At 70.6% G+C, this 24,717-nt stretch carries 20 protein-coding genes; 11 read left to right on the forward strand and 9 right to left on the reverse strand.

Features of this window, described 5'->3' with window-relative positions; genetic code table 11:
• Position 1: 1 nt before the first annotated feature.
• Together ACFQS2_RS16405 and ileS are read right to left on the reverse strand one after the other, a co-directional pair.
• The gene (locus tag ACFQS2_RS16405; protein ID WP_377794480.1) at positions 2–1,471 is read right to left on the reverse strand and encodes an S-layer homology domain-containing protein; all 1,470 of its coding nucleotides are present in this window, start codon (positions 1,469–1,471) and stop codon (positions 2–4) included.
• 249 nt (positions 1,472–1,720) lie between these two features.
• Entirely contained in the window at positions 1,721–5,017 is a 3,297-nt protein-coding gene (gene ileS, locus ACFQS2_RS16410; RefSeq protein WP_377794482.1) for an isoleucine--tRNA ligase, read from the reverse strand.
• Between the two features lie 465 nt (positions 5,018–5,482).
• On the opposite strand from ileS, the gene ACFQS2_RS16415 reads away from it, so the two are divergent.
• A complete protein-coding gene (locus ACFQS2_RS16415) occupies positions 5,483–5,863 on the forward strand; it encodes a hypothetical protein (protein WP_377794483.1) in 381 nt (126 codons plus the stop codon).
• A gap of 139 nt (positions 5,864–6,002) precedes the next feature.
• Positions 6,003–6,275, forward strand: a complete 273-nt coding sequence (locus ACFQS2_RS16420) for a 2Fe-2S iron-sulfur cluster-binding protein (RefSeq protein WP_377020327.1) — start codon at positions 6,003–6,005, stop codon at positions 6,273–6,275.
• A gap of 11 nt (positions 6,276–6,286) precedes the next feature.
• On the opposite strand, the gene ACFQS2_RS16425 is transcribed toward ACFQS2_RS16420, so the two are convergent.
• The 6 genes from ACFQS2_RS16425 to ACFQS2_RS16450 form a co-directional block, all read right to left on the reverse strand.
• A complete protein-coding gene (locus ACFQS2_RS16425) occupies positions 6,287–6,511 on the reverse strand; it encodes a hypothetical protein (protein ID WP_377020326.1) in 225 nt (74 codons plus the stop codon).
• A 160-nt stretch (positions 6,512–6,671) separates the two neighbouring features.
• On the reverse strand, positions 6,672–8,489 hold the full coding sequence (locus tag ACFQS2_RS16430) for an ABC transporter ATP-binding protein (protein WP_377794484.1): 1,818 nt from the start codon (positions 8,487–8,489) through the stop codon (positions 6,672–6,674).
• On the reverse strand, positions 8,489–9,289 hold the full coding sequence (locus ACFQS2_RS16435) for an SDR family oxidoreductase (RefSeq protein WP_377794485.1): 801 nt from the start codon (positions 9,287–9,289) through the stop codon (positions 8,489–8,491). Before ACFQS2_RS16435 ends, ACFQS2_RS16430 begins: the two co-directional genes overlap by 1 nt.
• A gap of 40 nt (positions 9,290–9,329) precedes the next feature.
• The gene (locus ACFQS2_RS16440; protein WP_377794487.1) at positions 9,330–10,253 is read right to left on the reverse strand and encodes a cation diffusion facilitator family transporter; all 924 of its coding nucleotides are present in this window, start codon (positions 10,251–10,253) and stop codon (positions 9,330–9,332) included.
• A complete protein-coding gene (locus ACFQS2_RS16445) occupies positions 10,253–10,672 on the reverse strand; it encodes an ArsR/SmtB family transcription factor (RefSeq protein WP_377794488.1) in 420 nt (139 codons plus the stop codon). Before ACFQS2_RS16445 ends, ACFQS2_RS16440 begins: the two co-directional genes overlap by 1 nt.
• 47 nt (positions 10,673–10,719) lie before the next feature.
• Positions 10,720–12,006: a dicarboxylate/amino acid:cation symporter gene (locus tag ACFQS2_RS16450; protein WP_377794490.1), complete on the reverse strand. Its 1,287-nt coding sequence runs from the start codon at positions 12,004–12,006 to the stop codon at positions 10,720–10,722.
• 124 nt (positions 12,007–12,130) lie between these two features.
• Between ACFQS2_RS16450 and ACFQS2_RS16455 the strand changes: the two genes are divergently transcribed.
• The 7 genes from ACFQS2_RS16455 to valS all read left to right on the forward strand — a co-directional run bounded on the left by ACFQS2_RS16455 (position 12,131) and on the right by valS (position 22,014).
• Positions 12,131–12,925: an ABC transporter permease gene (locus ACFQS2_RS16455; protein ID WP_377020320.1), complete on the forward strand. Its 795-nt coding sequence runs from the start codon at positions 12,131–12,133 to the stop codon at positions 12,923–12,925.
• Positions 12,918–13,757, forward strand: coding sequence for an ABC transporter permease (locus ACFQS2_RS16460; protein WP_377794492.1), 840 nt, complete (start codon positions 12,918–12,920; stop codon positions 13,755–13,757). Before ACFQS2_RS16455 ends, ACFQS2_RS16460 begins: the two co-directional genes overlap by 8 nt.
• Positions 13,754–14,788, forward strand: coding sequence for an ATP-binding cassette domain-containing protein (locus tag ACFQS2_RS16465; protein ID WP_377794493.1), 1,035 nt, complete (start codon positions 13,754–13,756; stop codon positions 14,786–14,788). The genes ACFQS2_RS16460 and ACFQS2_RS16465 overlap by 4 nt, the downstream gene beginning before the upstream one ends.
• A gap of 419 nt (positions 14,789–15,207) precedes the next feature.
• Positions 15,208–16,785, forward strand: coding sequence for an HNH endonuclease (locus ACFQS2_RS16470; protein WP_377794495.1), 1,578 nt, complete (start codon positions 15,208–15,210; stop codon positions 16,783–16,785).
• A 118-nt stretch (positions 16,786–16,903) separates the two neighbouring features.
• Positions 16,904–18,184: a hypothetical protein gene (locus ACFQS2_RS16475; protein ID WP_377794496.1), complete on the forward strand. Its 1,281-nt coding sequence runs from the start codon at positions 16,904–16,906 to the stop codon at positions 18,182–18,184.
• A gap of 42 nt (positions 18,185–18,226) precedes the next feature.
• Positions 18,227–19,273 carry a biotin/lipoate A/B protein ligase family protein gene (locus ACFQS2_RS16480; RefSeq protein ID WP_377020419.1) on the forward strand — a complete coding sequence of 349 codons (1,047 nt, stop codon included), beginning with the start codon at positions 18,227–18,229 and terminating at the stop codon, positions 19,271–19,273.
• Between the two features lie 71 nt (positions 19,274–19,344).
• Complete coding sequence (gene valS, locus ACFQS2_RS16485; protein ID WP_377794497.1) at positions 19,345–22,014, forward strand: valine--tRNA ligase; 2,670 nt, start codon at positions 19,345–19,347, stop codon at positions 22,012–22,014.
• A 117-nt stretch (positions 22,015–22,131) separates the two neighbouring features.
• On the opposite strand, the gene ACFQS2_RS16490 is transcribed toward valS, so the two are convergent.
• The gene (locus ACFQS2_RS16490; RefSeq protein WP_377794499.1) at positions 22,132–23,445 is read right to left on the reverse strand and encodes a WXG100 family type VII secretion target; all 1,314 of its coding nucleotides are present in this window, start codon (positions 23,443–23,445) and stop codon (positions 22,132–22,134) included.
• A 151-nt stretch (positions 23,446–23,596) separates the two neighbouring features.
• Between ACFQS2_RS16490 and ACFQS2_RS16495 the strand changes: the two genes are divergently transcribed.
• Positions 23,597–24,073 (forward strand): hypothetical protein, encoded by a 477-nt coding sequence (locus ACFQS2_RS16495; protein ID WP_377794501.1) that lies wholly within the window; start codon positions 23,597–23,599, stop codon positions 24,071–24,073.
• A gap of 62 nt (positions 24,074–24,135) precedes the next feature.
• Entirely contained in the window at positions 24,136–24,705 is a 570-nt protein-coding gene (locus tag ACFQS2_RS16500; protein WP_377794502.1) for a hypothetical protein, read from the forward strand.
• The last annotated feature ends 12 nt before the right edge of the window (positions 24,706–24,717 follow it).

A 24,717-nucleotide genomic window follows, 5' to 3' on the forward strand; every position in this document is an offset into this window, starting at 1 on the left:
GTCAGTCCACGCTCATCCGGTACACGAAGGCGGCCATCGCGTCCCGGGCGATGGGATCCAGCGGGCGGTACGTGCCGTCCGGCCAGCCGGTGGTGATGCCCTCCGCGTCGGCCCATGTGATCTCCCGGTAGAAGATCGAGGAGTCCCGGGTGACGTCGGTCAGCGAGGAGGAGGCGGGCGCGGTGAATGCCGGGGACCCCGAGGCGCGGTAGAGGAAGGCCGCCATGGCGTCACGGGCCACGGGCTGCAGCGGGCGATGGGTGCCGTCCGGCCAGCCGGTCGTGATGCCTTCGGACTCCGCCCACGAGATCTCCTTGTAGAAGATCGACGTCTTCGCGCTGACGTCGGTGAACGGGGACTTCTCCGGCGGGGTGAACTCCGGGGAGCCGGCGGCGCGGTAGAGGAAGGCGGCCATGGCGTCGCGGGCGATGGGCTCGAGCGGGCGGTATGTCCCGTCGGACCAGCCGGTGGACAGCCCGGTGTGCTTCATCCACGCGATCTCGGTGAAGAAGATCGAGCTGCCGTAGGGCACATCGGTGAAGGGTGCCGCCGGATCCTTGCTCCACGTTGCAGAGATCGGGTGCCGATCCGCCGGGGCTCCCGTGGGCGAGCCGAACCACAGCGAGAAGTTGCGGAAGAAGTTCCGGTTGCCGTAGGTCGCGCAGACGTCATCGGCGACCGCCCCGGCCCCGGCATCGAGGGTGGCCTGGGTCGGCGTGAAGGGCGTGTAGTTGTACAGCGCAGCGGTGGCACGATTGGCGATCTTCACCTCGCCGTAGCCGCAGAAGGCATACGGGCTGTACTGGATGTCGTAGGTCTTGCCCGCCTGGTACCGGTAGTTGCGGGCGGGGTCGCCGTACTCCTGCAGCCGGGAGGTGCCGTGGTAGATCTGCTGGGCGAATCCGCCGAAAGCCGGGTCGCAGCCGTCGAAGTCGGGACAGCGGAAGCCCAGCGCCTGCTCGAGCTGGCGGGGCGTCGCGTTCCTTGTCGTGATCAGTCCTTGTTCCTTCTGGAGCATCACGAGGATCACCTGGGGGTTCACGCCGCAGGCGCGGGCGACGTCGGCGATGATGCGGCCGGCGGTGGCGTTCCGCGCCGCGGGGATCGCCGCGCAATAGGCGGTCTCGGCTCGATGCGGCGTATCCGCCGTGAAGTTCTTCAGGCAGGCCGCGCCGTCCGTGCCGTCAATGCACTTCTCCCCCCGCTCCTCGAGGAAGGCATCGACCTCCGCTCCGGTCATCGACTCGAAGTCGAACATCCTCGTGTCCGTGATGAGGAATCCCGGCGAGAAGCCTCCCAGGCCCGGCGGCGGGATCTCGGCACGAGCCGACGGGGCGCCGGCGAGCACGACGGCCGCGAGCAGGGCCAGGGTAAGGACGAGGAGCGCCGGCGAGCGCCGACGAACTCGAGCGCGAACCGGGACGGACAGGACCGGCGCGAGGGGGCGCGACGAGGAAGAGGCGAGAACCATCGTGATCTCCGAGGTCAGGGATCCCGGGGATGGATCCGTGCTCAGCATAGAGCGACGCGGCGGTCACACATCTACGCTCTGACCAGCTGATACCGACTTGCAATCCAGACGCCACGCCGAATTCACCGGCTCGGGCGCCTGGCCTGCAGGAAGCGTGGCCCTGCCGTGAGGCCATGAGCGGACCTGGAGAAGCGCCACACCGGGCCGGGACGGCGAACAGCTCGCCCACCGCCCCGGCCCGGTGCGGCCTCAGGCGCGTGCCACGGACACCATGACGGCGCCGCCGGAGACCGTCTCGCTCGCGCTGTGCGCGCCCTCGGCAGCGGCGGCCGGCACCGCGAGATCCACGGCGAGCACCTCCGCGGCCACCAGGTCCCGGTGCGCGGCGACCGCGGAGGTCACCGCCTCGTCGCCGTCCACGGTCAGGCGGATCCGGTCGGAGACGTCCAGGCCCGCCTCGCGGCGCGCGGACTGGATCGCCCGGACCACGTCGCGGGCGGTGCCCTCAGCCTCCAGCTCGGCGCTGACCCGCGTATCGAGGGCGAGGAAGTCCCCGCCGCGCAGCACGCCGACCGCGCGCCCCTCCATGGCCGAGGTCTCCCCCGCGACCAGGTCCAGGGAGTACTCCCCCTCCTCCAGGGCGATGCCGCCGGAGGTGACCCGGCCGGACTCGTCCACGGACCAGTCGCCGCTCTTGGATCCCTTGATCACGGCCTGGACCTGCTTGCCCAGGCGGGGCCCGGCGGCGCGGGCGTTGACGACGAGGCGCTGCTCGACGCCCATGCCCTGGGCCTCCTCACTGGTGACGTCCAGCAGGCGCACGTGCTTGACGTTCAGCTCGTCGGCGATGAGCGCGGCGAACGGCTCGAGCGAGGCGGGGTCGTGGTGGACCACGGTGAGCTCGGCCAGCGGCAGCCGGGCCCGCAGCTGCTCCTTCTTGCGCAGCGAGTTGCCGACGCTGGCGATGTGGCGGACGTCGTCCATCTGCGCGACGAGGTGCTCGTCCCGCGGGAACAGGGCGTCATCGGGCCAGTCGGTCAGGTGCACGGAGCGCCCGCCGGTCAGCTGCTTCCAGATCTCTTCGGTGACCATGGGCAGCAGCGGCGCGGTGACCCGGCACAGGGTCTCCAAGCACGTCGAGAGCACGTTGATGGCCTGCGCGTCGCCCTCCCAGAACCGGTCGCGGGAGCGGCGCACGTACCAGTTGGTGAGCATGTCCAGATAGTCCTGGATCTGCTCGGCGGCGTCGGCGATCGCCAGCGCGGTCAGCGACCCCTTGACCCCGCGCACCAGATCACCGGTGCGGGCCAGCAGGTAGCGGTCCATGACGTCGTCGGAGTCGTAGCGCGCCTGTCCCCGGTAGCCCGTCGGCCGCCCGTCGGCGTCCTTGTCCCCGGCGGCATTGGCGTACAGCGCCAGGAAGTACCAGACGTTCCACAGCGGCAGCACCACGTGGCGGGTGGCGTCGCGGATCTTGGGCTCGTCGACGATGAGGTTCCCGCCGCGCAGGATCGGCGAGGACATGAGGAACCAGCGCATGGCGTCGGCCCCGTAGGTCGAGTACATCTCGCGCACGTCGGGGTAGTTGCGCAGCGACTTGGACATCTTCTGCCCGTCCTCGCCGAGCACGATGCCGTGGCAGATCACGCTGGAGAACGCGGGCCGGTCGAACAGCGCGGTGGAGAGGACGTGCATGGTGTAGAACCAACCGCGGGTCTGCCCGATGTACTCCACGATGAAGTCCGCCGGGTTGTGGGACTCGAACCATTCGGCGTTCTCGAAGGGGTAATGCACCTGGGCGTACGGCATCGACCCGGAGTCGAACCAGACGTCGAACACCTCGCTCACGCGGCGCATCGTCGAGCGGCCGGTGGGGTCGTCCGGGTTCGGCCGGGTGAGCTCGTCGATGTAGGGGCGATGGAGGTTCACCTCGCCGTGCTCGTCGCGCGGCAGGGTGCCGAAGGCCTCCTCGAGCTCGGCGAGCGAGCCGTAGACCTCGGTGCGCGGGTAGTTCGCGTCATCGCTCTTCCACACCGGGATCGGCGAGCCCCAGTACCGGTTGCGGGAGATCGCCCAGTCCCGGGCGCCCTCGAGCCACCGGCCGAACTGGCCGTCCTTGACGTTGCCCGGCACCCAGTCGATCTGCTCGTTCAGCTCGAGCATGCGCTCGCGCTGGTCGGCGACCTTCACGTACCAGGAGCTGACGGCCTTGTAGATCAGCGGGGTCCGGCAGCGCCAGCAGTGCGGGTAGGAGTGGACGTAGCTGGTCTCGCGCAACAGGCGGCCGGCGCGCTGGAGGTTGCGGATCAGGGGCCGGTTGGCGTCGAAGACCTGCAGCCCGGCGATCTCGTCGAGGTCGGTGCCGGCGAAGTAGTCCAGGAACTGCGCACCGTCGTCGACAGAGACGATGACCGGGATGCCGTATTCGGCGTTGACCTGCTGGTCGATCTCGCCGTAGGCGGTGGCCTGGTGGACCACGCCGGTGCCGTCGTCGGTGGAGACGTAGTCGGCGACGGTGACGATCCAGGCGTTCTGGGTACCCCAGCGCTCCCGGTCCTCGGAGTAGACGGTCCACAGCGGCTCGTAGGCGACGTGCTCCAGCTCGCGACCGGCGAAGTGGCGCTGCTCGATCGCGACGACGGCGGCCTCGGCGTCCTCGTAGCCGAGCTCCTTGGCGTGCGCGCCCACCAGGTCGGCGGCCAGCAGGAAGCGTCCCTCGCCGACGGCGGTGCCGTCGGCGGCGCCGAGCGGGCCGGCCGGGACCACGGCGTAGTCCAGCTCGGGGCCGACGGCGAGGGAGAAGTTCGTCGGCAGCGTCCAGGGGGTGGTGGTCCAGGCCAGGGCCTTCACGCCCGCCAGTCCCAGCTCCTCGGCCCGCTCCCCGGTGAAGGGGAACGTCACGGTGACGGTCTGGTCCTGACGCTCCTGGTAGACGTCCTCGTCCATGCGCAGCTCGTGCGCGCTCAGCGGCGTCTGGTCCTTCCAGCAGTACGGCAGCACGTAGTAGCCCTCGTAGGCCCGCCCGCGGTCGTGGAGGGTCTTGAAGGCCCACAGCACCGACTCCATGTAGGAGACGTCGAGGGTCTTGTAATCGTTCTCGAAGTCCACCCAGCGGGCCTGGCGGGTGACGTAGTCCTCCCACTCCTTGGTGTACTTCAGCACCGAGTTCCGGGCGGCGTTGTTGAACGCCTGCAGCCCCATCTCCTCGATCTCGGACTTCTCGGTCATCCCCAGCTCGCGCATCGCCTCGAGCTCGGCGGGCAGGCCGTGGGTGTCCCAGCCGAAGCGGCGGTCGACCTTGTAGCCGCACATGGTGCGGAAGCGCGGGATGACGTCCTTGACGAAGCCGGTCAGCAGGTGGCCGTAGTGCGGCAGGCCGTTGGCGAAGGGCGGCCCGTCGTAGAAGACGAACTCCTCGGAGCCCTCGCGCTGGGCGATCGAGGCGCGGAAGGTGTCGTCGGCCCGCCAGAACTCCTGGACGGAGTTCTCGAGCGCAGGCAGATTCACAGAGGGGACGAGCGGGCCTCCGGTGACCGGGTAGACCATGGGGCGGACCTCCGAGGGGAGAACTGGGGACGGCGGCTGGGACATCTCGCTGTCCGAGGACGCTGCCGGCCGGAGCCGGTGGCGCGGTACCACCCCGGTTGACGCCCTGCGCCGGCCGACGGCCGACGGGACGTCCCCTCGTTCCTCAGCTGTGACGGGCTGGTCCCGGCGGGTTCTACTGGGCCCGCGCCCGCGTGCGGGCGGCCGGGCGGTTCTTCCCGCGGCTCTCCGGTGATGGCCGGGTCGATGCCGATGGCGGCCAGTGTACGCGGCGCCTGCGGACCGGTCACGCGGCGGCGAGGGCAGGAGATGCGGATGACACGGCGACTCGGCCCACGGCGGAACCGGGTCCCGGCGCCGCGGGGCACAGAGAAACCGCGCGGTGTGCACAGCCGCAGTTCAGGTCGACGTCATGGGATGGCCCCATCGGCAGATCGCCGGCAGGTCCCTGAAGGAGGAACCGACATGGAGGACGAGTCCCGCTCCGCGCATCGTCCGCGCCCCTCGTCGCACATCCCTGGGGCGGAGGAGTGCGCGGGACTGCCCGAGGGCACCTTCCCCGAGGCCGGGAGCGCTGCGGCCCATCGGGGCCTGCGCGACCGGGCCACTGCCGGTGCCGCAGCCCTCGGCGCCACCGCCATGCTGGTCCTCAGCTTCGGTCCGGCCGCGCTCGCCCTGAGCCCGTCGGCCCCGACCACCGGTGCAACCGGCTCGACCGGTCACGGCGACCGGGCCTCCGTCGCCTCGCCCACCCCCGGCTCCGCGGCAGCCCCCGCACCGCCCCGATCCCAGGAGGACGACGAGGACGACGGTCACGGCGAGGGCCAGGAGGGGAACGCCGCCTGAGCCCGCCATGCTGAGACAGGGCTCACGCTGGGCGGCCGGTCCTGTTCGCCTGAGCCGCCGGCGTGGGATATTGGTGGGCGCGTTCCCGCCGACGTCACAGATCCCGGGCGTCGGGACGATCCAGCTTGGAGGAGCACCCATGTCGCTGTTCGGAGAGCCCTTCACCGCCAAGTGCCTGAAGTCGGGCATGACGGTCGAGGTCCAGGAAGGGCAATCCCTCCTGCAAGCGCTGCTCGACGCCGGCATCCCGATGGACTATTCCTGCGAGGGCGGCGTGTGCGGCACCTGCGTGGTCCCCCTGGTCTCCGGCGAGGTGGAGCACATGGACGAGTTCCTCATGGACGATGAGAAGGATGATCAGATGATCACCTGCGTCTCCCGTGGCGAGGGCGAGATCGAGATCGACGTCTGAGCGCTCGCTCGTCACAGTCGCGGCCCGGCCACCACCCAGGTCAGGCCCACCAGCGCCATCAGTCCCGCTGCCGAGGCCACGGCGAGCGGCACGGTGATGCTCGGGCCCGCCACCAGCAGCCAGAGGACCCCGACCGCCGCCAGCCCCAGCAGCAGCACGAACAGGACCGGTCGGCCGGCGGCGGGCTTGCCGCCGCGGTGCCGGGACGAGGGGTCGTCGGGGTGCGTCATCGCCATCATGGCGTCCTGTCCGCTCGGAGCTGTGGTCACCGCCGGGCGGGTGCGCCCGGCGATGCTCCGATCCTCGCTCCGCAGGCCGCCCCCACACATCCCGCCAGCGGTGGAGATCCCTCTCCCCCTTTGGTCGTAGGCGGCGCGCCGACCGGACTGCGCCGGGCTACCGCAGTGCGCCCTGGCCGGAGGAATCCTGCGCGGCGAGCTGGGCGAACGCGCCACCGCGGGCGACCAGCTCCGCGAAGGTGCCGCGCTCGATGATCTCGCCGTGGGACATGACGAGGATCTGATCGGCGTCGCGGACGGTCGAGAGCCGATGGGCGATCGAGACCGTGGTGCGCCCGCGGGCGAGAGCGCCGAGCGCCCCGGACATCGCCCGCTCGGTGGCGACGTCGAGCGCGGAGGTCGCCTCGTCCAGCAGCAGCACCGGCGGGTCGCGGAGGATGGCGCGGGCCAGCGCGAGACGCTGCTTCTCGCCGCCGGAGAACCGGTACCCGCGCTCGCCCACCACGGTGGCGTACCCGTCGGGCAGTCCCGCGATGTGCTCGTGAATCTGGGCGATCCGGCAGGCGCGCTCGAGATCCTCGTCCTGGGCGTCCGGCCGGGCGAAGCGCAGGTTCTCCGCGACGGTCGCGTGCAGCAGGTAGGTCTCCTGGGTGACCACCCCGAGGCTCTCGGCGAGCGATTCGCGGGCGACCTGGCGGAGGTCGTGACCGTCCAGGGTGATGCGACCGGAATCGGGGTCGTAGAGGCGGGCCATGAGATATCCGGTGGTGGTCTTACCGGATCCGGTGGTGCCCACCACGGCCGTGTGCTTCCCGGCGGGGACGACGAGGTCCAGGCCCCGCAGCGCCGGTTCGTCCGCCTCGGGGTAGGCGAAGGAGACGTTCTCGAAGCGGATCTCGCCGCGCACCCGGGCCACGTCGAGCCGGACGGCATCGGGGGCGTCGTCGACCGTGACCGGGATATCGAGGTATTCGAAGACCCGGGTGAACAGGGCGAGGGAGCTGTTGACCTGGGTGGCGACCCGCAGCAGGCTGTTGATCTGGGGGAACAGGCTGGACTGCAGGGCGATGAAGGCGACCAGGGTGCCGATGGTGACGCCCCCTCCCCCGGAGTCGCGGAACAGCAGATGGCCGCCGACGAAGTAGGTCAGCGCCGGGAACAGGGCCATGACGGTGGTGAACACGGCCATCTGCCAGCGGCCGGCCATCTCGGAGCGCACCTCGAGGTCGGCGAGCTCGCGCGAGTCCGCGGTGAAGGCCTCCGTCAGCGCCTGCGAGCGCCCCATCGTCAACCCCAGCAGCACGCCGGAGACGGACAGCGACTCCTGGATGCCCGCGGAGAGATCCGCGGCCTTCTCCTGCCGGGTGCGGACGATGACCCGCCGGCGGCGCCCCACCCGCCGGTTCATCCACACCGCCAGCGGCAGCGCGATGAGGGAGAACATAGTCAGCCGCCAGTCCAGCGCCACCATCGCGACCAGAGCCATCACCACGCCGGCGCCGGCGGAGACGATCTGGGTCATGACCGTGGTGACCACGGCCTGCATGGATCCGATGTCCGAGGAGATGCGGGACTGGATCTCTCCCGTGCGGGTACGGGTGAAGAAACCCAGGCCCAGACGCTGCAGGTGCCCGTACAGGGAGACGCGCAGGTCGTGCATGACGGCCTGGCCCACGCGCGTGGACAGCATCGCCTGGGTGACGCCGAGGGCGCTGGAGACGATGGTGACGGCGACCAGGCCGCCGACGGCCCAGGCCAGGAGGTCCGCGCGCTGCTCGGGCAGGGCGACGTCGACGATCTCGCGGATCAGGAACGGGGAGACGACCCCGGCGGCCGCCGCGATCGCGATCAGGGCCAGCACGGCGAGCAGGGTGCCACGGTAGGGGCGGAACAGGGCGAGCACCCGGCGCAGGTCCGGCCGCTCCGTCCGGTGGTCTGCGACCTGGGCCGCGGGATGCCCGGCCCCGTGGGCCATCAGACTCCCTGGTGCCGGGCGACCCGGTGCGCGGCGGCCTGGGCGAGGGGGCGCACGGTGACCAGGTCGAGATTGACGTGGTGGGGGGCGCTGAGGGCATAGGCGATGACGTCGGCGCAGTCCTGGGCCGTCAGCGGGTTCTCGACGCCCTCGTAGACCTTGTCGGCCGCGTCCCGGTCACCGAGCCGCACCAGGGAGAACTCCTCGGTGCGGACCATTCCCGGGGCCACCTCGATCACGCGCACCTTCTCCCCGTTCAGCTCCAGACGCAGGGTACGGGCGAGCATGTGCTCGCCGGACTTGGCGGCGTTGTAGCCGGAGCCGCCGGGGTAGGCCTCGTGGGCGGCCACCGAGGTCACGAACAGCACGTCACCGCGGCCGCTCGCACGCACCGCGGGCAGCAGCGCCCGGGTGACCCGCAGGGCGCCGAGCACGTTGGACTCGTACATCCCCTGCCACTTCTCCAGATCCGCCTCGGCGACCGGATCGACGCCGAGGGCGCCGCCGGCGACGTGGACGATCGAGTTCAGGGTGCCGCCGAAGAGGTCCTCGACCCGGGCGGTCAGCGCCGCCACGGAGTCGTCGTCGGTGACGTCGACGGCGAGGATCTCGCAGCCGGTCTCGGCGGCGAGCTCGCGGAGCTTCTCCTCGCGTCGGGCGACGGCGAGCACGCGCCACCCGTCGGCGGCCAGGCGGGTGGCGGTGGCGCGGCCGATGCCGGAGGAGGCACCGGTGACGACGGCGGTCAGCGGCGCGGTGCCGGGCGCGGAGGTCTCGGATGCTGCGGCGGCGGAAGTCATGGCTCCGAGCATACGATCCCCGCCGCCCCGGGCGGCGGGCTCACCACGCGGATTCGTGGTCGCTGCGGTGGTCCTCCGGCTCGATCTGCAGCGTGCAGTGCTCCAGCCCGTGGCGGTCACGCAGCAGCACCTCGGCCTCGTCGAGCACCCCGTGGGGGTCGCAGCCGTGGTCGATGCGCAGGTGAGCGGTCGCCACGTCCATCCCCGAGGTGAGCGTCCACAGGTGCAGGTCGTGCACCTCGCTCACGCCCGCGACCCCGGCCAGGTCCTCCTCGACCTCGGCGGGGACCAGGTGCCGGGGCGTCGTCTGGGCGAGCACGCCGAGAACCTCGCGGCCCAGAATCACCGCCCGCACGGCGACGAAGACGCCGATCGCCAGGGCGACGACCGTGTCCGCGAGCGTCGATCCGGTCAGCGCCACCAGCACGGCCGCGATCACCACACCGAGGGAGCCGACCGTGTCGGCGAGGACCTCGAGGTAGGCACCCTTGACGTTCAGGCTCTCCTGCGCACCCTTGGCCAGCAGCCGCATCACCACGAGGTTCACCGCGAGGCCGAGCAGCCCGACCACGAGCATCACCCCCGTGCCGACGCTCGTCGCCTCGCCGATCCGGCCGAGCGCCTCGATGATCACCCAGGCGGCGACGGCCAGCATGACCAGCACGGCGAGCAGCGAGGCGAAGACCTCCACCCGGTACAGGCCGAAGCTGCGGCGCCCGCTGCGATCGGGACGGCCTGCGACCACGGTCGCCCCGAGCGCGGCCGACAGGACCAGGACGTCGGCCGCCATGTGCCCGGCGTCGGACAGCAGCGCGAGCGAGCCCGAGACCAGCGCGGCGATCAGTTCGAGCAGGAAGAACGCGCCGACCAGCACCGCGGCGAGCGCGAGGCGCGAGCGGTGGCGGCCGCCGGCGCTCAGCGCCTCATGGGCGGATCCGTGGGAGTGCGAGTGCCCCGCAGCCATCAGCCGTGCCCCTCGCGTTCGGGATGGGCGGCCTCGGTGTGCGCGGTGTGGGCCACTGCGAGATCGAGCAGCATCCGCACGTGCGGATCATCGAGCCGGTAGAAGACGCGGCGCCCGTCGCGCCGCGGGGCGACGACGCGATGGGCGCGCAGCAGCTTCAGGGCGTGCGAGGTCGAGGAGTCGGACTGTCCGGTCACCGCGGCCAGGTCGTGCACGCACAGCTCCCCGTCCAGGAGGGCGAGCAGCATCGCCAGCCGGTTCGGCTCGCCGAGCAGGGAGAAGACGTCCGCGGTGTCGGCCACGTCGGCCTCGCCTGGCATGCGCTCACGGGCGAGCGCGACCCGCCCCGGGTCGACCAGGTCATCACCGGGATTGTCGCCGACCCGCGACGACACCTGCACATCTGATGACATCTTCATATGAGAAGGCTACGTGCGGCTGAGGGGACCGTCAACGGGAGCGGCGGTCAGACCCCGTGCATCTCCGGACGCGGCGCACCCTCGGCCGCCTGCGGGAGGCGGCCTGTGCGCAGCCGGGACATGAGCGCGGCGATGGCGCCGTCACCGGTGACGTTGGTGGCGGTGCCGAAGGAGTCGATCGCGATGTAGGCGGCGATCATCAGGCCGACGGCGGCTTCGCTGAAGCCGAGCACGGAGGACAGCACGCCCGCGGCCGCCATGATCGCGCCGCCGGGCACCCCGGGAGCGGCGATCATCACCACGCCGAGCATGGCGACGAAGCCGATCAGGGCGCCGACGTCCAGGGGCGTGCCGGTGACGATCATGATGGCCACGGCGAAGGTGGTGATCTTCAGGGTGGAGCCGGCGAGGTGGATGGTCGCGCACAGCGGCACGACGAAGTCGGCGATCGCGGCGGGGACCCCGTTGCGCTTGGTGCATTCGATGGTCACCGGGATGGTCGCCGCCGAGGAGCTGGTGCCCAGCGCGGTCGCGTAGGCCGGCGCCATCGTCCACAGCATGCGCAGCGGGTTGCGGCCGCTCGCCCAGCCCGCGAGGGAGAACTGGGCCAGCAGCACCACCACGGTCATCGCCAGCACCAGCAGGACGACGGTCAGGAAGGTGCCGATCACCGTCCAGATCTGGCCGTTCATGGTCAGCCCGAGGAACATGCCGAAGATGAACAGCGGCAGCAGCGGGATGATGATCGCCTCGATGGTGCGGACGACGATCGTGCGCAGCTGCTCGAAGGACTCCTGCAGCGCACCGCGCGGGACCAGGGTGAGCCCGATGCCGAGGCAGAACGCGAGGATCAGCGCGGTCATCACCTCGAACGCCGGCGGGATCTCGAGACTGAAGTACGGGGCGATCGCGGAGTCCTCGGGGTTCTCCAGCGTGGCGACCTCCGCGCCGCCGATCAGTCGCGGCAGCACGAGCAGGGAGACGGCGAGGGCGAATATCCCGCACAGCAGGGTGGAGAGGTAGGCGATTCCCGCGGTGGCGGCGAGCATCCGTCCCGCCCCGCGACCGAGCTCCGCGATGGCCGGGGTCACCAGGCCCACGATGATCAGCGGGATGAGGAACTCCAGGAACGCGGAGAAGAGACCGTTGAAGGTCGTGAACACGCGGGCAATCGCCTCGGGCATGACCAGGCCCAGGAGCACGCCGAGCACGATCGCGGCGACGATCCGGGGCAGCAGCCCGAGACGCCGACGGGCGCGGGACGGGGCGGGAGGATCGTCGTCCGTCCGCCCCGTGGCGGTTCCGGGACGGGCGGACTCAGCAGCGGTGCTCATGGGGATCATCCGGTTCGATCGAAGGAACGAGAACCGGGACAGCGTAGTAGCGGGCCGCACCAATCGCGTCGAACCACGCCGAACCCCTTGTGACCGCCGACACGGCCCCCCTAGTATCGCGCGAGTGTCTGCTTACGGGAGGATCGCCGCCGCCTCCTTCCGGCAGTACTCGACGTACCGGATGGCGACCGCCGCGGGCGTCTTCACCAACACCGTCTTCGGGTTCATTCGGGCCTCGATCATGTTCGCGGCGATCACCTCGGCGGGCGGCGAGCTCAGCGGATACAGCATCGCCCAGGCGGCCACCTACGTCTGGCTCGGCCAGGCGCTGCTCGCCCCCATCGAGGCCTTCGGCACGCGCGAGGTCTCCCAGCGGGTCCACCAGGGTGAGGTCGCCGTCGATCTGCTGCGTCCGACGTCGTTCCTGGGGCTGTACTACGCGCAGAAGCTCGGCCGCTCGGGCTTCCTGCTGCTGGGGCGCGGGGTCCCGCCGCTGGCCGTCGGCGCGATCGTCACCGGTCTCGCCCTTCCCGAGGAGCCGAGCTCCTACCTGCTGGGGGCGCTGTCGCTGCTGCTGGCCATCACCCTCGCCTTCCTGGCGGACATGATGGTGAACCTGACGGCGTTCTGGCTGCTGGAGATCCGTGGGCTGAGCGTCGTCTACACCACCGTGATGAACCTGCTGTCCGGGTTCCTCATCCCCATCGTGTGGTTCCCGGACTGGCTGCTGGCCATCGCCCGGGCCACGCCGTTCCCCTCGATGATCCAGACCCCGATCGACACGCTCTCGGGCCGGGTGCCGCCCGCCGAGGCGGTCGGGATGGTCGGCGTGCAGGTGCTGTGGGTGGCAGCGCTCCTCGGCGCCGCCTACCTGATGCTGCGGGCCGGCGTGCGCAGTGTGGAGGTCCAGGGTGGCTGAGACGTCCCGCACCCCGCGCGCAGACCGTCCCGTCTCCACGGCCCGGATGGTCGCGACCCTGTACGGATCACGGATCCGTTCCCAGGCCACGTTCCGCACCAGCTTCGCCTCCGACATCGCGGGGCAGGTTCTGGTCGTGGCCACGGAGTTCCTCGAGCTGTGGGTGATCCTCGCCCAGGTCGGCACCCTCGGCGGCATGGACCTCGCCCAGGTCGCCGTGGTCTACGGGCTCGGCGCCCTCGCCTTCGGCCTGGCGGACATGTTCTTCGGCGAGATCGACGGACTCTCCGCCTCGATCCGCTCCGGGAAGCTCGAGACGCTGCTGATCCGACCGGCGCCGATGCTGCTGCAGATCTCCAGCCTCGACCTCTCCCTGCGACGCCTGGGCCGGATCCTCGTGGGCCTGGCGATGTACGTCGTCGCCCTGAGCCTCGCCGGGTTCCAGCCCAGCACCACCGGAGTGCTGCTGGCGATCCTGGCTCCGCTCGCCGGGGCGCTGCTGTTCGGCGCGCTGTTCACGATGGCCGGAGCCCTGCAGTTCTGGCTGGTCGACGGGCGCGAGTTCGCCAACGCCTTCACCTACGGCGGCAACTACGTCGCCACCACCCCCGGCGCCGTGTTCGCCCTGCCCATGCGCGCCTTCTTCACCTTCGTCATCCCGGCGACCCTGGTCGCCTACGCCCCCACCCTCGCGCTGCTGGACCTGCCCGGTCCCCAGCTGGTCCCGCAGTGGGCCGGCTGGATGGGTCTGCCCGCCGCGATCCTCGCCTGGATCGTCGCCGGCCTGCTCTGGCGCGCCGGGGTCCGCAGATACACAGGAGCCGGCGGATGAATCTCCCCCAGTCCACACCCGAGCCCCCGCAGCCCGACAGCGCGCGTGGTCGCCCCGATCCGGCCGCCTGGCTCACGAACCTGCGCCGCGACTACGTCGTGCGCGCTCCCGTGCCCGGTTCCCGGCGCCGCCGGCGCCAGGTGGTCCGGGCGGTCGATGACATCAGCCTGCGCATCGACCGCGGCGAGTCCGTGGGGTTCGTCGGCGCGAACGGCGCCGGCAAGTCCACGACGATCAAGATGATGACCGGGATCCTGCAGCCGACGTCGGGATCGCTGCGCGTGCTGGGCCGCGACCCGGTGCCCGAGCGGCGTCGGCTCACCCGGGAGATCGGCGTCGTGTTCGGCCAGCGCTCGCAGCTGTGGTGGGATCTGCCGCTGCGCGAGAGCTATACGATCCTGGGCTCGATGCACCGCCTCACCGACCGGCAGCGCGAGGCGCGACTGGAGAGGCTCGTCGACGGGCTCGACCTCGGCGGCTTCCTCGGCCGGCCGGTGCGGCAGCTGTCGCTGGGACAGCGGATGCGGGGCGAGGTGGCCGCCGCTCTGCTCCACTCCCCCGACCTGGTGGTGCTCGACGAGCCGACGATCGGGCTGGACATGGTCTCGAAGGAAGGGCTGCGCCGCTTCCTGCGCACCGACCGCGAAGAACGCGGCACCACCCTGTTCCTGACCACGCACGACATGGGCGACGTGGAGCGGCTGTGCGAGCGGATCGTGGTGGTCAACTCCGGCACGGTCGCCTACGACGGCCCGCTGGACTCGTTCCGCGAGCACCTCGGGGCACCGCGCGAGCTGATCGTGGATCTCGCCGAGCCGGTGGCCGGGCTCGACCTGCCGCGCGGGGCCGAGAAGCTGGCGGTGGAGGCCGACGGGATCCGCCACCGCATCCGGTTCTCCGGCACGGAGCTGACGGTCCCGGCCCTGCTGTCCAGGATCAACGCCCAGGCCGAGGTGCGTGATCTCTCCCTGACCGAGCCGGCCATCGAGGATCTGGTGCGGCAGATCTATGCCCGTGGCGGGGTCGGCTAGACACCGCATGGCCGACGCACGGGACGCGAATCCGGGAAGCTGACACCGAGATGCGATCCGTATATTTTCCTGCATTTTCCCGCGCCCGCGTGCTGTCGCGACATTCCTGGTGAATCCCCACGGCACGGGTCGCGGGAGAGAAGCACGAATTCGCGAGCAGACCGTGATGTGACAGGCGCGCAGACGGAGCGAAAATCAACCCGGTCCTCCCCACCGACCACTCGTCCACAAATCTCCGCACATCCCCGAGAACCCTTTCGCGCAATGGTCACAACAGGTACGCTAGAACCTACACCGACACGAAAGTCGTTACGCACTCTCCCAGGCATTCGACGAGGGCGCGGCAGAGCATTGTGAAACTCTTTCGGTGCGCAAGCGACACGCATTCACGGCAGGGCCACGATCGGAGAGGAGCTGACATGGGCGGCGAGCTGCAGGACCCGGCGCCGGCACTGCTCGACGCCCTCGAGCCTCCTGCAGCGGCCCCGGACCGGCCCATCCCGGTGTGGTCCGTGAGGGCGCGCAAACCGCTCACCGACGAGCGGATCATCGCCGCAGCTCACGCCGAGCCCGACACCGACCAGGCTGATCGAGTGCTGCACCTCCACCGGCGCATGCAGTACCGCACCCGCGCGTACGCCGCCCAGCTCGAGACGATGAGCGAGTTCTTCACCGAGGATCCCGATACCGCCGGGCGCCTGGCCGACGCCGATGTCGCCGCACTGAAGATCGCCACCGCCATGCGCTGCTCCACCCGCAGAGCACAGGGCATGATCCGTGACGCGCACCTGGCGGTCGAGATCATGCCCGAGACCTTCTCCCGACTGGGCGAGGGCGACCTTCCCGAAGAGTGGCACCATCACCTCCTGCGGAAGGTTCGGCGCCTGGCCGAGGAGCAGATCCGTCTGACCGACCACCACGTCGCGACGTGGGATCTCCCCTCGATCTCCCGCTCCCAGTTCGACCGTCACCTCTCCCACCTCATCGCCCTGATCACGGCCGACATGCCCACGCCTCCCCCACAGGCGCAGCGGAACGTCACCGTCGAGGTCGACGACCCTCAGTGCGGCACCGCGACGATGTCGATCACCGGCCCGATCCCGGAGATCGCGGCGCTCGCGAGGCGGCTGGACTCCTCCGCCCGCACCGTGCAGCAGGCCCAGCGCCACGCGCTGCAGGAGGACGGCGAGACCCCGGTCCCGTTCGATCTCGACGACGACGTCCGCGACCGGGGCAGAGCTCTGCCTCGCAGCGCGCTGCGGTACGCGATCCTCACCCGTTCCGTGCTGGACATCGACCCGGTCGAGGAGACGGCCCAGCCCGTCACGATCAACGTCACCGTGCCGGCCCTCACCCTGCTCGGAGCGACGGACGCGCCCGGCATGCTCGACGGCACGACTCCGATCCCCGCCGATCAGGCTCGGGCTCTGGCCGGTGAGACCGGCAGCACCTGGCACCGGATCCTCACCGATCCCGCGACCGGCGCCTATCTCCCGGCCGCGGCGACGACCTACAAGCCCAGTGCTCAGATGCGCGAACAGCTCCGCCTGCGCCATCCCGTCTGCGCCGCCCCCGGCTGCCACCGGCCCACGGCGCTCGCGGCCGAGGACGATCACATCGTCGAGTTCGACCACGGGCATCCCGCAGGGGGCGGGCAGACCACGCTCGTGAACCTCCACCGGCTCTGCTGGCGCCACCACCAGCTCAAGACGGCAGGCCGTATCGACCCGCAGCGCGATCCTGAGCGCGGTCCTGACCCCGGCACGACTCCCCCGGGGCCGATCACGACGGACTGGGAGATCGACTCGGTGATCCGCACCCGCACCTGCGAGGACACCGACCTCGCCACCCCGCATCTCGTCGCCGCGCTGGATGTCGCCTGGCAGGCCCATCAGCGCTACCGGGAGGATGCCGAGCGGCGAGTCCACGGCAGCAGCCGGCGCTCGGACCCCGAACCGCCCGCCGGGGATGCACCTGCCGACCTCCCACCGTTCTGAGCCGGTCGAGTCCGAGCAGGTCGACACGCCTGTCCTCTCTCCCTGCACTGATGCAGACTGTGGGCGGGCGATACTTTCCCACCATCGCGCACCGGGGAACCGCAGGTAAGGGAGGAACATGGCCCGCTCGTACGCCACTGTCGGACAGATGCTGACCTATGCCGTCGATCGGTCCGTGCCCGCCCCGGATCAGGAGGCCTGGTACGACGCGAACACGCGGGCCGAGGCCATCCTGCGCCACATGCTCGAGTTCGTCCTCATGTCGCCGAAGAGCCGCGAGGCGTTTCTGGGCACAGTCGCACGCACCGAGCACACCACCGGCAGCATCGCCGCCCCTCCCCGCCTCCGCAAGAAGGCCCCGGATCTGGTGGCCGAACTGCTGCCCAGCTCCACGAAGTCCGACGACGGCGCGCGCCTGGCCGTCGCGCTGCGCGTGGGCGGCGGCTTCAGCGCCAAGGAGCTGCGGGATCTGCGCCGAACCCTCGGCTCCTCTCCCCTCCACCTCCTCGTGGCCATCGCCCGGCACACGGAGGAGGACGTGCCCGAGGGCGTCGTGCTCACCACCTGGGAACAGCTGGGCACGGACCTGCCCAAGGCCGATTCGGGCCACGGGCATCTGTGGGAGACCATCGGCGAGATCGGGCAGAACGCGGGGCGACCGGTCGAGCAGTACCCGATCGATCCCAAGCGGCTGCTCACCAAGTCGCGGACAGCGCAGGAGTTCCGCGCCCACCTCGACGTGTTCCACCAGGCCAGCCGGACCCTGCTGGGCACGAGTCCGCACTTCTCCACCCGGCGAGGTCAGACCGACGCCCACCTGCAGGCCGGGGTGAGCCGCCTGCGGACAGGCCTGGAGTTCGGCGCGGTGGAGCAGGGCAGCCCGGTCCGCTTCGCCCGCACCGGCTCCACATCAGTCCCTCTCGGCATCGGCCGGCTCGAGACCGACGCCGACCGTGCGGCCGCGAAGGAGCGGCTGGGGACCATCCAGCGCCGCACGGCCTGGCGCAGCGAGACCGGCGACCTGCCCGCCCCGGGTGAGCTGATCGGCGCCGCCGCCTCCCCGGAGGTGGAGAGCGCGCGGCTGCTGCTGTGGGCCATCTTCAACCCCATGCTGCTGCGCGACCGCGGGTTCGACCTCGCCCCGGCCCGTCGGCAGCCGGCGTTGAGCGCGACCACCATGGGGCTGCGCCTGCTGTACCGCGGGGACGACTCCGGTGCCACCTATCGGATCTGGGTGGGCGGCAGCCGCGAGTGGGACAGCCTCATTCCTCGCGTCACCCGGGAGGAGAGCCCGGACCGGCCCACCGAGACGTACGCAGTCGCCCCGCGCAAGAGCCACTCCACCGCGGACTTCGTGTGGGAGGTCCACCGTGCGCTGCGCTCCCTGACCATCGCCTGACGCGCCCGCATGCGCGAAGATGAGGGTATGGATGCCCCTGTGATGCACGGTCAGTACAAGGTTCGTGGCGGCAAGCTGGTCTCCGCCGAGGTCACGGAGCGGGAGGGCCGCATCGCCACGGCCCACGTGTTCGGCGACTTCTTCCTCGAGCCGGACGACGCGCTCGAGGACATGAACGCGGCGCTGGTCGGCATGGAGACCGACGCCTCCGCCGCTGAGCTCACCGCTGCGCTCGATGCGCGTCTCGACGGGGTGGAGATGATCGGCTTCAGCACCGAGGCCGTGGCCATCGCCGTGCGCCGGGCGCTCGGGCACGCCTCCAGCTGGGATGACCTCACCTTCGACGTGATCGGCCCGGTGGCGATGGCTCCGGTGATGCACGTCGCCCTCGACGAGGTGCTGCCGCTCGAGGTGGCCGCCGGCCGGCGCGGCCCGCTGCTGCGGATCTGGGACTGGGACTCGCCCCTGGTGGTCATCGGCTCGTACCAGTCGGTGCGCAACGAGATCGACCCCGAGGGCGCCGCCCGCCACGGCATCGGCGTGGTGCGGCGCATCACCGGCGGCGGCGCGATGTTCATGGAGCAGGGCAACTGCATCACCTATTCCCTGGTCGTGCCCACCTCGCTGGTCGAGGGGCTGAGCTTCGAGCAGGCCTACGCCTACCTCGACGACTGGGTGATGGGGGCACTCGCCGAGATCGGCGTGCGGGCGCACTACGTGCCGCTGAACGACATCGCGTCCGAGCAGGGCAAGATCGGCGGGGCCGCCCAGCGCCGCTTCGCCGGCGGGGTGCTGCTGCACCACGTGACGATGTCCTACGACATCGACGCCGACAAGATGGGCGAGGTGCTCCGGATCGGCCGGGAGAAGATGTCCGACAAGGGCACCCGCAGCGCGAACAAGCGCGTGGACCCGATCCGCTCGCAGACGGGCATGGCCCGCGAGCAGATCATCGAGGGCTTCCTCGAGCACTTCCGCTCCCGCTACGACACCCGCGAGTCGGCCTACACCGAGGACGAGCTCGGCAAGGCCCGAGACCTGGTGGCCACCAAGTTCGGCACCGAGGAGTGGACCCACCGCGTGCCGTGACGCCGCCGACGGGCCGCGGACGCCACACGCTCTCGCGTTGCACTGGCCGGCAGACCTGGAACAATGAGCCCATGACCGATATCGCTCCGCGCCAGAACCCTGCCCTTCCCGATCGTCCCTCGCTCGAGGGCCTCGAGGAGAAGTGGGACGGCGTATGGAGTGAGCAGGAGCTGTACGCGTTCGATCCCGACACCACCCGCGAGCAGGTCTTCAGCGTCGACACCCCGCCGCCGACCGCGTCGGGCTCGCTGCACATCGGCCACGTGTTCGGCTACTCGCAGGCCGACATGATCGTGCGCTACCAGCGCATGCGCGGCAAGAACGTGTTCTACCCGCTGGGTTGGGACGACAACGGCCTGCCCACCGAGCGCCGGGTGCAGAACTACTTCGGGGTGCGCTGCGACCCCTCGCTGCCCTACGACCCGGACTTCACGCCCCCGCAGGAGGGCGGCGACAACAAGTCCTCCAAGGCCGCGAACCAGCTGCCGATCTCGCGCCGCAACTTCATCGAGCTGTGCGAGCGCCTCACCGAGGTCGACGAGAAGTCCTTCGAGGAGGTCTTCCGCACGCTCGGCCTGTCGGTGGACTGGAACCACAGCTACCAGACGATCGACGCCCGCTCCCGCGCCACCAGTCAGCGCGCCTTCCTCGAGAACCTCGAGAAGGGCCAGGCGTACCAGGCGGAGGCCCCCACCATGTGGGACGTCACCTACCGCACCGCCGTGGCCCAGGCCGAGCAGGAGGACCGCGACCGCGACGGCGCCTACCACCGCATCGGCTTCACCCGCACGAACGCGGCCGAGAAGGCAGACTCCACCGTCTATATCGAGACGACCCGCCCCGAACTGCTGCCGGCGTGCGTCGCCCTGGTCGCCCACCCCGACGACGAGCGCTACCAGGAGCTGCTGGGCACCACCGTCACCTCTCCCCTGTTCGGCGTCGAGGTCCCCGTGATGGCCCATCCCCTCGCCCAGATGGACAAGGGCGCGGGCATCGCCATGATTTGCACCTTCGGCGACGCCAACGACGTCACCTGGTGGCGCGAGCTCGAACTGCCCACCCGCAGCGTGATCGGCCGCGACGGCCGCTTCGTGGCCGAGGCCCCGTGGATCACCACCGAGAAGGGCCGGGCGCGCTACGCCGAGCTGGCGGGCCTGACCGTCTTCAGCGCCCAGAAGAAGGTCGTCGAGATGGTCACCGAGACCGGTGACCTGGTCGGCGAGCCGAAGAAGATCTCCCACCCCGTGAAGTTCTACGAGAACGGCGACAAGCCGCTGGAGTACGTGACCTCCCGCCAGTGGTACCTCGCCAACGGTGGCCGCGACCAGTCCGGAGGCGGGCTGCGCGACGCCCTCATCGAGCGCGGCACCGAGCTGACGTGGCACCCGCCGTACATGGAGTCGCGCTACCGCAACTGGGTCGAGGGCCTCACCGGTGACTGGCTGATCTCCCGCCAGCGCTTCTTCGGCGTGCCCTTCCCCATCTGGTACGCCGTCGGCGCCGACGGCACGACCGACTACGAGACCGTGCTGACCCCGCCCGTCGACGCCCTGCCGATCGATCCCACGATCGATGTGCCCGAGGGCTACAGCGAGGACCAGCGGAACCAGCCCGGCGGCTTCGTCGCCGACCCCGACGTGCTCGACACCTGGGCCACCTCATCGCTCACCCCGCAGCTCGCCGGCGGCTGGAACACCGATCCGGAGCTGTTCTCGAAGGTGTACCCGATGGACCTGCGCCCGCAGGGCCACGACATCATCCGCACCTGGCTGTTCTCCACCGTCGTCCGCTCCCATCTGCAGCAGGACGCGCTGCCCTGGAAGCACGCCTCGATCAACGGCTGGATTCTGGACCCCGACCGCAAGAAGATGTCCAAGTCCAAGGGCAACGTGGTCACCCCCATCGGGCTGCTGCACCAGCACGGCACCGACGGGGTGCGCTACTGGGCAGGCCGGGCCCGCCAGGGCGTGGACACCGCGTTCGACGAGGGTCAGATGAAGATCGGCCGACGGCTGGCGATCAAGATCCTCAACGCCTCCAAGTTCGCCCTGGGATTCGGCGCCGCTCCGGCCGATCCCGCCGGCCGCCTGGCGGCGGACCCGTCGGCCCTCACCGATCCGCTGGACAAGGCGCTGCTGGCGAACCTCGCCCAGGTCGTGGAGCAGGCCACCGCGGCGTTCGAGGACATGGACTACGCCCGCAGCCTCGAGGCCGTGGAGCCCTTCTTCTGGGCCTTCTGCGACGACTACATCGAGCTGGTCAAGGAGCGCGCACACGGCAACGGGCCGACGGGTGAGGCCGGTGCCGCCTCGGCGCGCGCGGCGCTGGCGATCGCCCTGGACGTGCTGCTGCGCCTCTTCGCTCCGGTGATCGTGTTCGCGACCGAGGAGGTCTGGTCGTGGTGGCGCGACGGCAGCGTGCACACCCAGCCCTGGCCCGAGGCGGCTCCGCTGCGGGAGGCCTCCGCCGGGCAGGATGCCGCCCTGCTGGAGACGGTGGCCCAGGCCGCGATCTCGCTGCGCCGCCTGAAGTCCGATGCGAAGGTCTCGCAGAAGACGCCGATCCTTCGGGTGCGGCTGGTCGCCCCGCAGGCCGCGTCGGCGCACCTCGAGGCCGCTTCGGCGGACCTCACGGCGCTGGGGCGGATCGAGGCACTCGAGCTGGAGGCCCGGGACGTCGAAGAGATCACCACCGAGGACGTCGAGCTCGGAGAGCCGCCGGTCAAGCAGAAGCAGAGCTGAGCGGCCGAGGCCCCGCGGGTCTGATGAGCACGGTCCGGTCCAGCACCAGCACGCGTCTGATGTGGTTCGGCGCGCGCCAGCGGCGTTGAGCGGTAGCTGCGTCGGCAGAGCGAGGTGTCAGTCGAACGGGTTGATGGCGCCGACCACGTCGCCGGCCACCTCGGTGGCGCCGTCGAACGCGCCCTTCGCGTCCCCGATGGCGTCGTCGAGGTTGTAGTCGCCGGGCGTGATGTCGTTGACGATCTCATTGGGGTGGATGGACACGGCGAGATCCGCCTTGACGCCGAGAGCGGCGGCGACATCCCCGCCGACCGCAATGCCGACTTCGTCGGTCGACACGGTGCCGCCCACGCTTCCGCCGAGACCGGCTCCGGCCTCGACGCCGAACGACGCGGACGAGGAGAGCCAGCCGCCTGGCGATGTCCTGGCGATATCGGCATCCGCTTTGGCCCCTGCGAACGCCCCCGCGTCCGCACCGAAGGTGAAGCCGTTGACGTTCCCCTCGTCATTGCGTGTCGCGTGCGCATACGCGTTCGCATGAGCTTCGGCGCCCGCGTAGCCGGTCGCGCCCACGGTGGCACTGGCTCCGTGCGGTCCGGCCAGGGTGCCGTGGATGTCGCCGTACGCGCCTGCTCCGGCAGCGGCGCCGGCGCTGGCTCCGTCCGGACCGTACGTGACTCCGGCCTCGCCGTACGCCTCCGCCCCCACGCGGCCATCGGTCTGGTAGCTCGCGCCCCCGGGCAGGTTCAGCTTCTCGTCGAATCCGATCTCCGCCCCGGCGCGAGCACCGGCTGTATGGGTCGTGTTGCCATAGGCGTCCACGGTCGTGCTGTGTCCGGCACTGGCCCGCGTGTTCGCGTAGCCATCGGCGTACCCGAGTTCGTTGTCGATCTCGCGGCCGTCCCAGTGCGAGCCGCCGCTCGAGTACTGCCCTACGGGGCGCCCGTCGGACGCCGCATTGCCCACTCCGTAGCCCGGGCCGCCGTAGAACCCCTGCGGACCGCTGCCCCCACCGCCGGTGAACCAGTCGCTGAACGCATCCCCGAGCCCACGGCGGAGGATGCCGGGGTCCAACGGACCGCCGGGCAGCGGCATCGGAAACGGCATGGGATACGGGAACGGGAAGGGGCCGAAGTCGGGGAGGGAGGGCAGGTACAGCATCCCGCCGCTGGAGGCCTGGTCCTGTTCGGTCGCGTGCTGCTCCAGTTCCCGCTGCGAACCGCGGATGTCGTGCTCGCTCGCCAGCATCCGGGGCCTCACCGTGCCGTGCCAGTGCTCACGGAACGCGGTGGCGTCGGGCCCGACCCATTCGACCGAATCGATCAGGGCTGTGGCCGTGTCCGCGAGATCGGCGATGCGCTGGGCGCCCTGCCCGAAGGCGCTCGCCTGCGAGCGCAGCTGTTCCGTGTCCGCTCCGTAGAATCCCGCCATCGCGCCCACCGACCCCTTTTCCTCGCACTCGTCCCTGACGTGCTCACGACACTAGACGTGCCGTCCGCCGCGCGCGATGGGGAGGACTACCCATAGGGTGTGGCCGCACGCGGGGCCGATCCTCGCCATCCTCGTTCTCGGAAGGCATCTCATGTCCACGACACTGCGCAGCGCGGGCTCGCGCGTCAATCACGTCATCGGTCCGATGGTGATGCTGATCGGCGTCGCTGCGGGCATCGCGGCGATCGTTCTCGCCCTCGCCCTGGAGGCTCTGCCGTTCCTCGTGCTATTCGTTCCCGCTGCGCTCGCGGTCGGCGGAGGCGCGTTCGTGCTGTGGGGCGCACGACGGTCCCGGCTGCTGATCGACGAGACCGGGTTCACGTGGGCGGGATTCGTGGGACGGCAGCATGCGGTGCGCTGGGACACGCTGCACCGGCTCCTCCCTCCCCCGCCGGGGGCCTCACGTGTCGTGGCGATCGCCGAGCTGCGCGACGGCTCCTCCGTCGAGGTCCGGGCGCTGTGGGACTCTCCGACCTCACCGTCCGCGCTGCTGGGGGCCTCGGACCATTCTGCAGCCCGGGATGCGCTCATCGCAGCGCACCGGGAGTGGCTTTCGACCCGGTCGTGACCCGACACCGCTCTCTGGGCCTCCCTACGCCCCGCCGACTCGCGATCTCAGGAACCCACCCCTTGCGCACACGACACCGACCCCTCGCCACCATCGCGATCACCGCAGCCGGCCTCTCCCTCCTCCCCCTGGCCGCCTGCACGACCAGCAACGGGGACGAGGACCCGACCACCCCGACCACGACGCACGAGGCCCCTCCCACTGCGGATCCCGCGGACGCGACGCCACAGGAACGCATCGCGGCATCGTTCGAAGCCTCGGATGCAGCCGCGGCCGAGGGCTGGAAGGACACCAGCTACATCGACGATTTCTTCGTGCCCGAGTTGGCGGAGAAGCAGCGAGCCGACGACCAGGAACGAGCGGAATCAGGCGCCGTGGTCACAGGGGAAACGAAGCTCTCCAGTTGGGAAGTCGTCGAAGAGACAGACACGACCGCGGTCGTGGAGTTCTGTCAGGACTCCGGCGCGTTGGAAGCCACTAAGGACGGTGAGCCCGTGGAGATCACCAACCAGCGGGAGGAAAGCGTCGGCCGCTTCACGCTGGTGAAAGAATCCGACTCTGATCCCTGGATGATCGAAGAACAGGCTTATGACGACGAGGGAACGACGTGCGACGAGTATTTCGCGGGCTGATCACCGTCAGCG

The sequence above is a fragment of the Brachybacterium sp. GCM10030267 genome (genome assembly GCF_042666875.1).
Taxonomy (GTDB): domain Bacteria; phylum Actinomycetota; class Actinomycetes; order Actinomycetales; family Dermabacteraceae; genus Brachybacterium.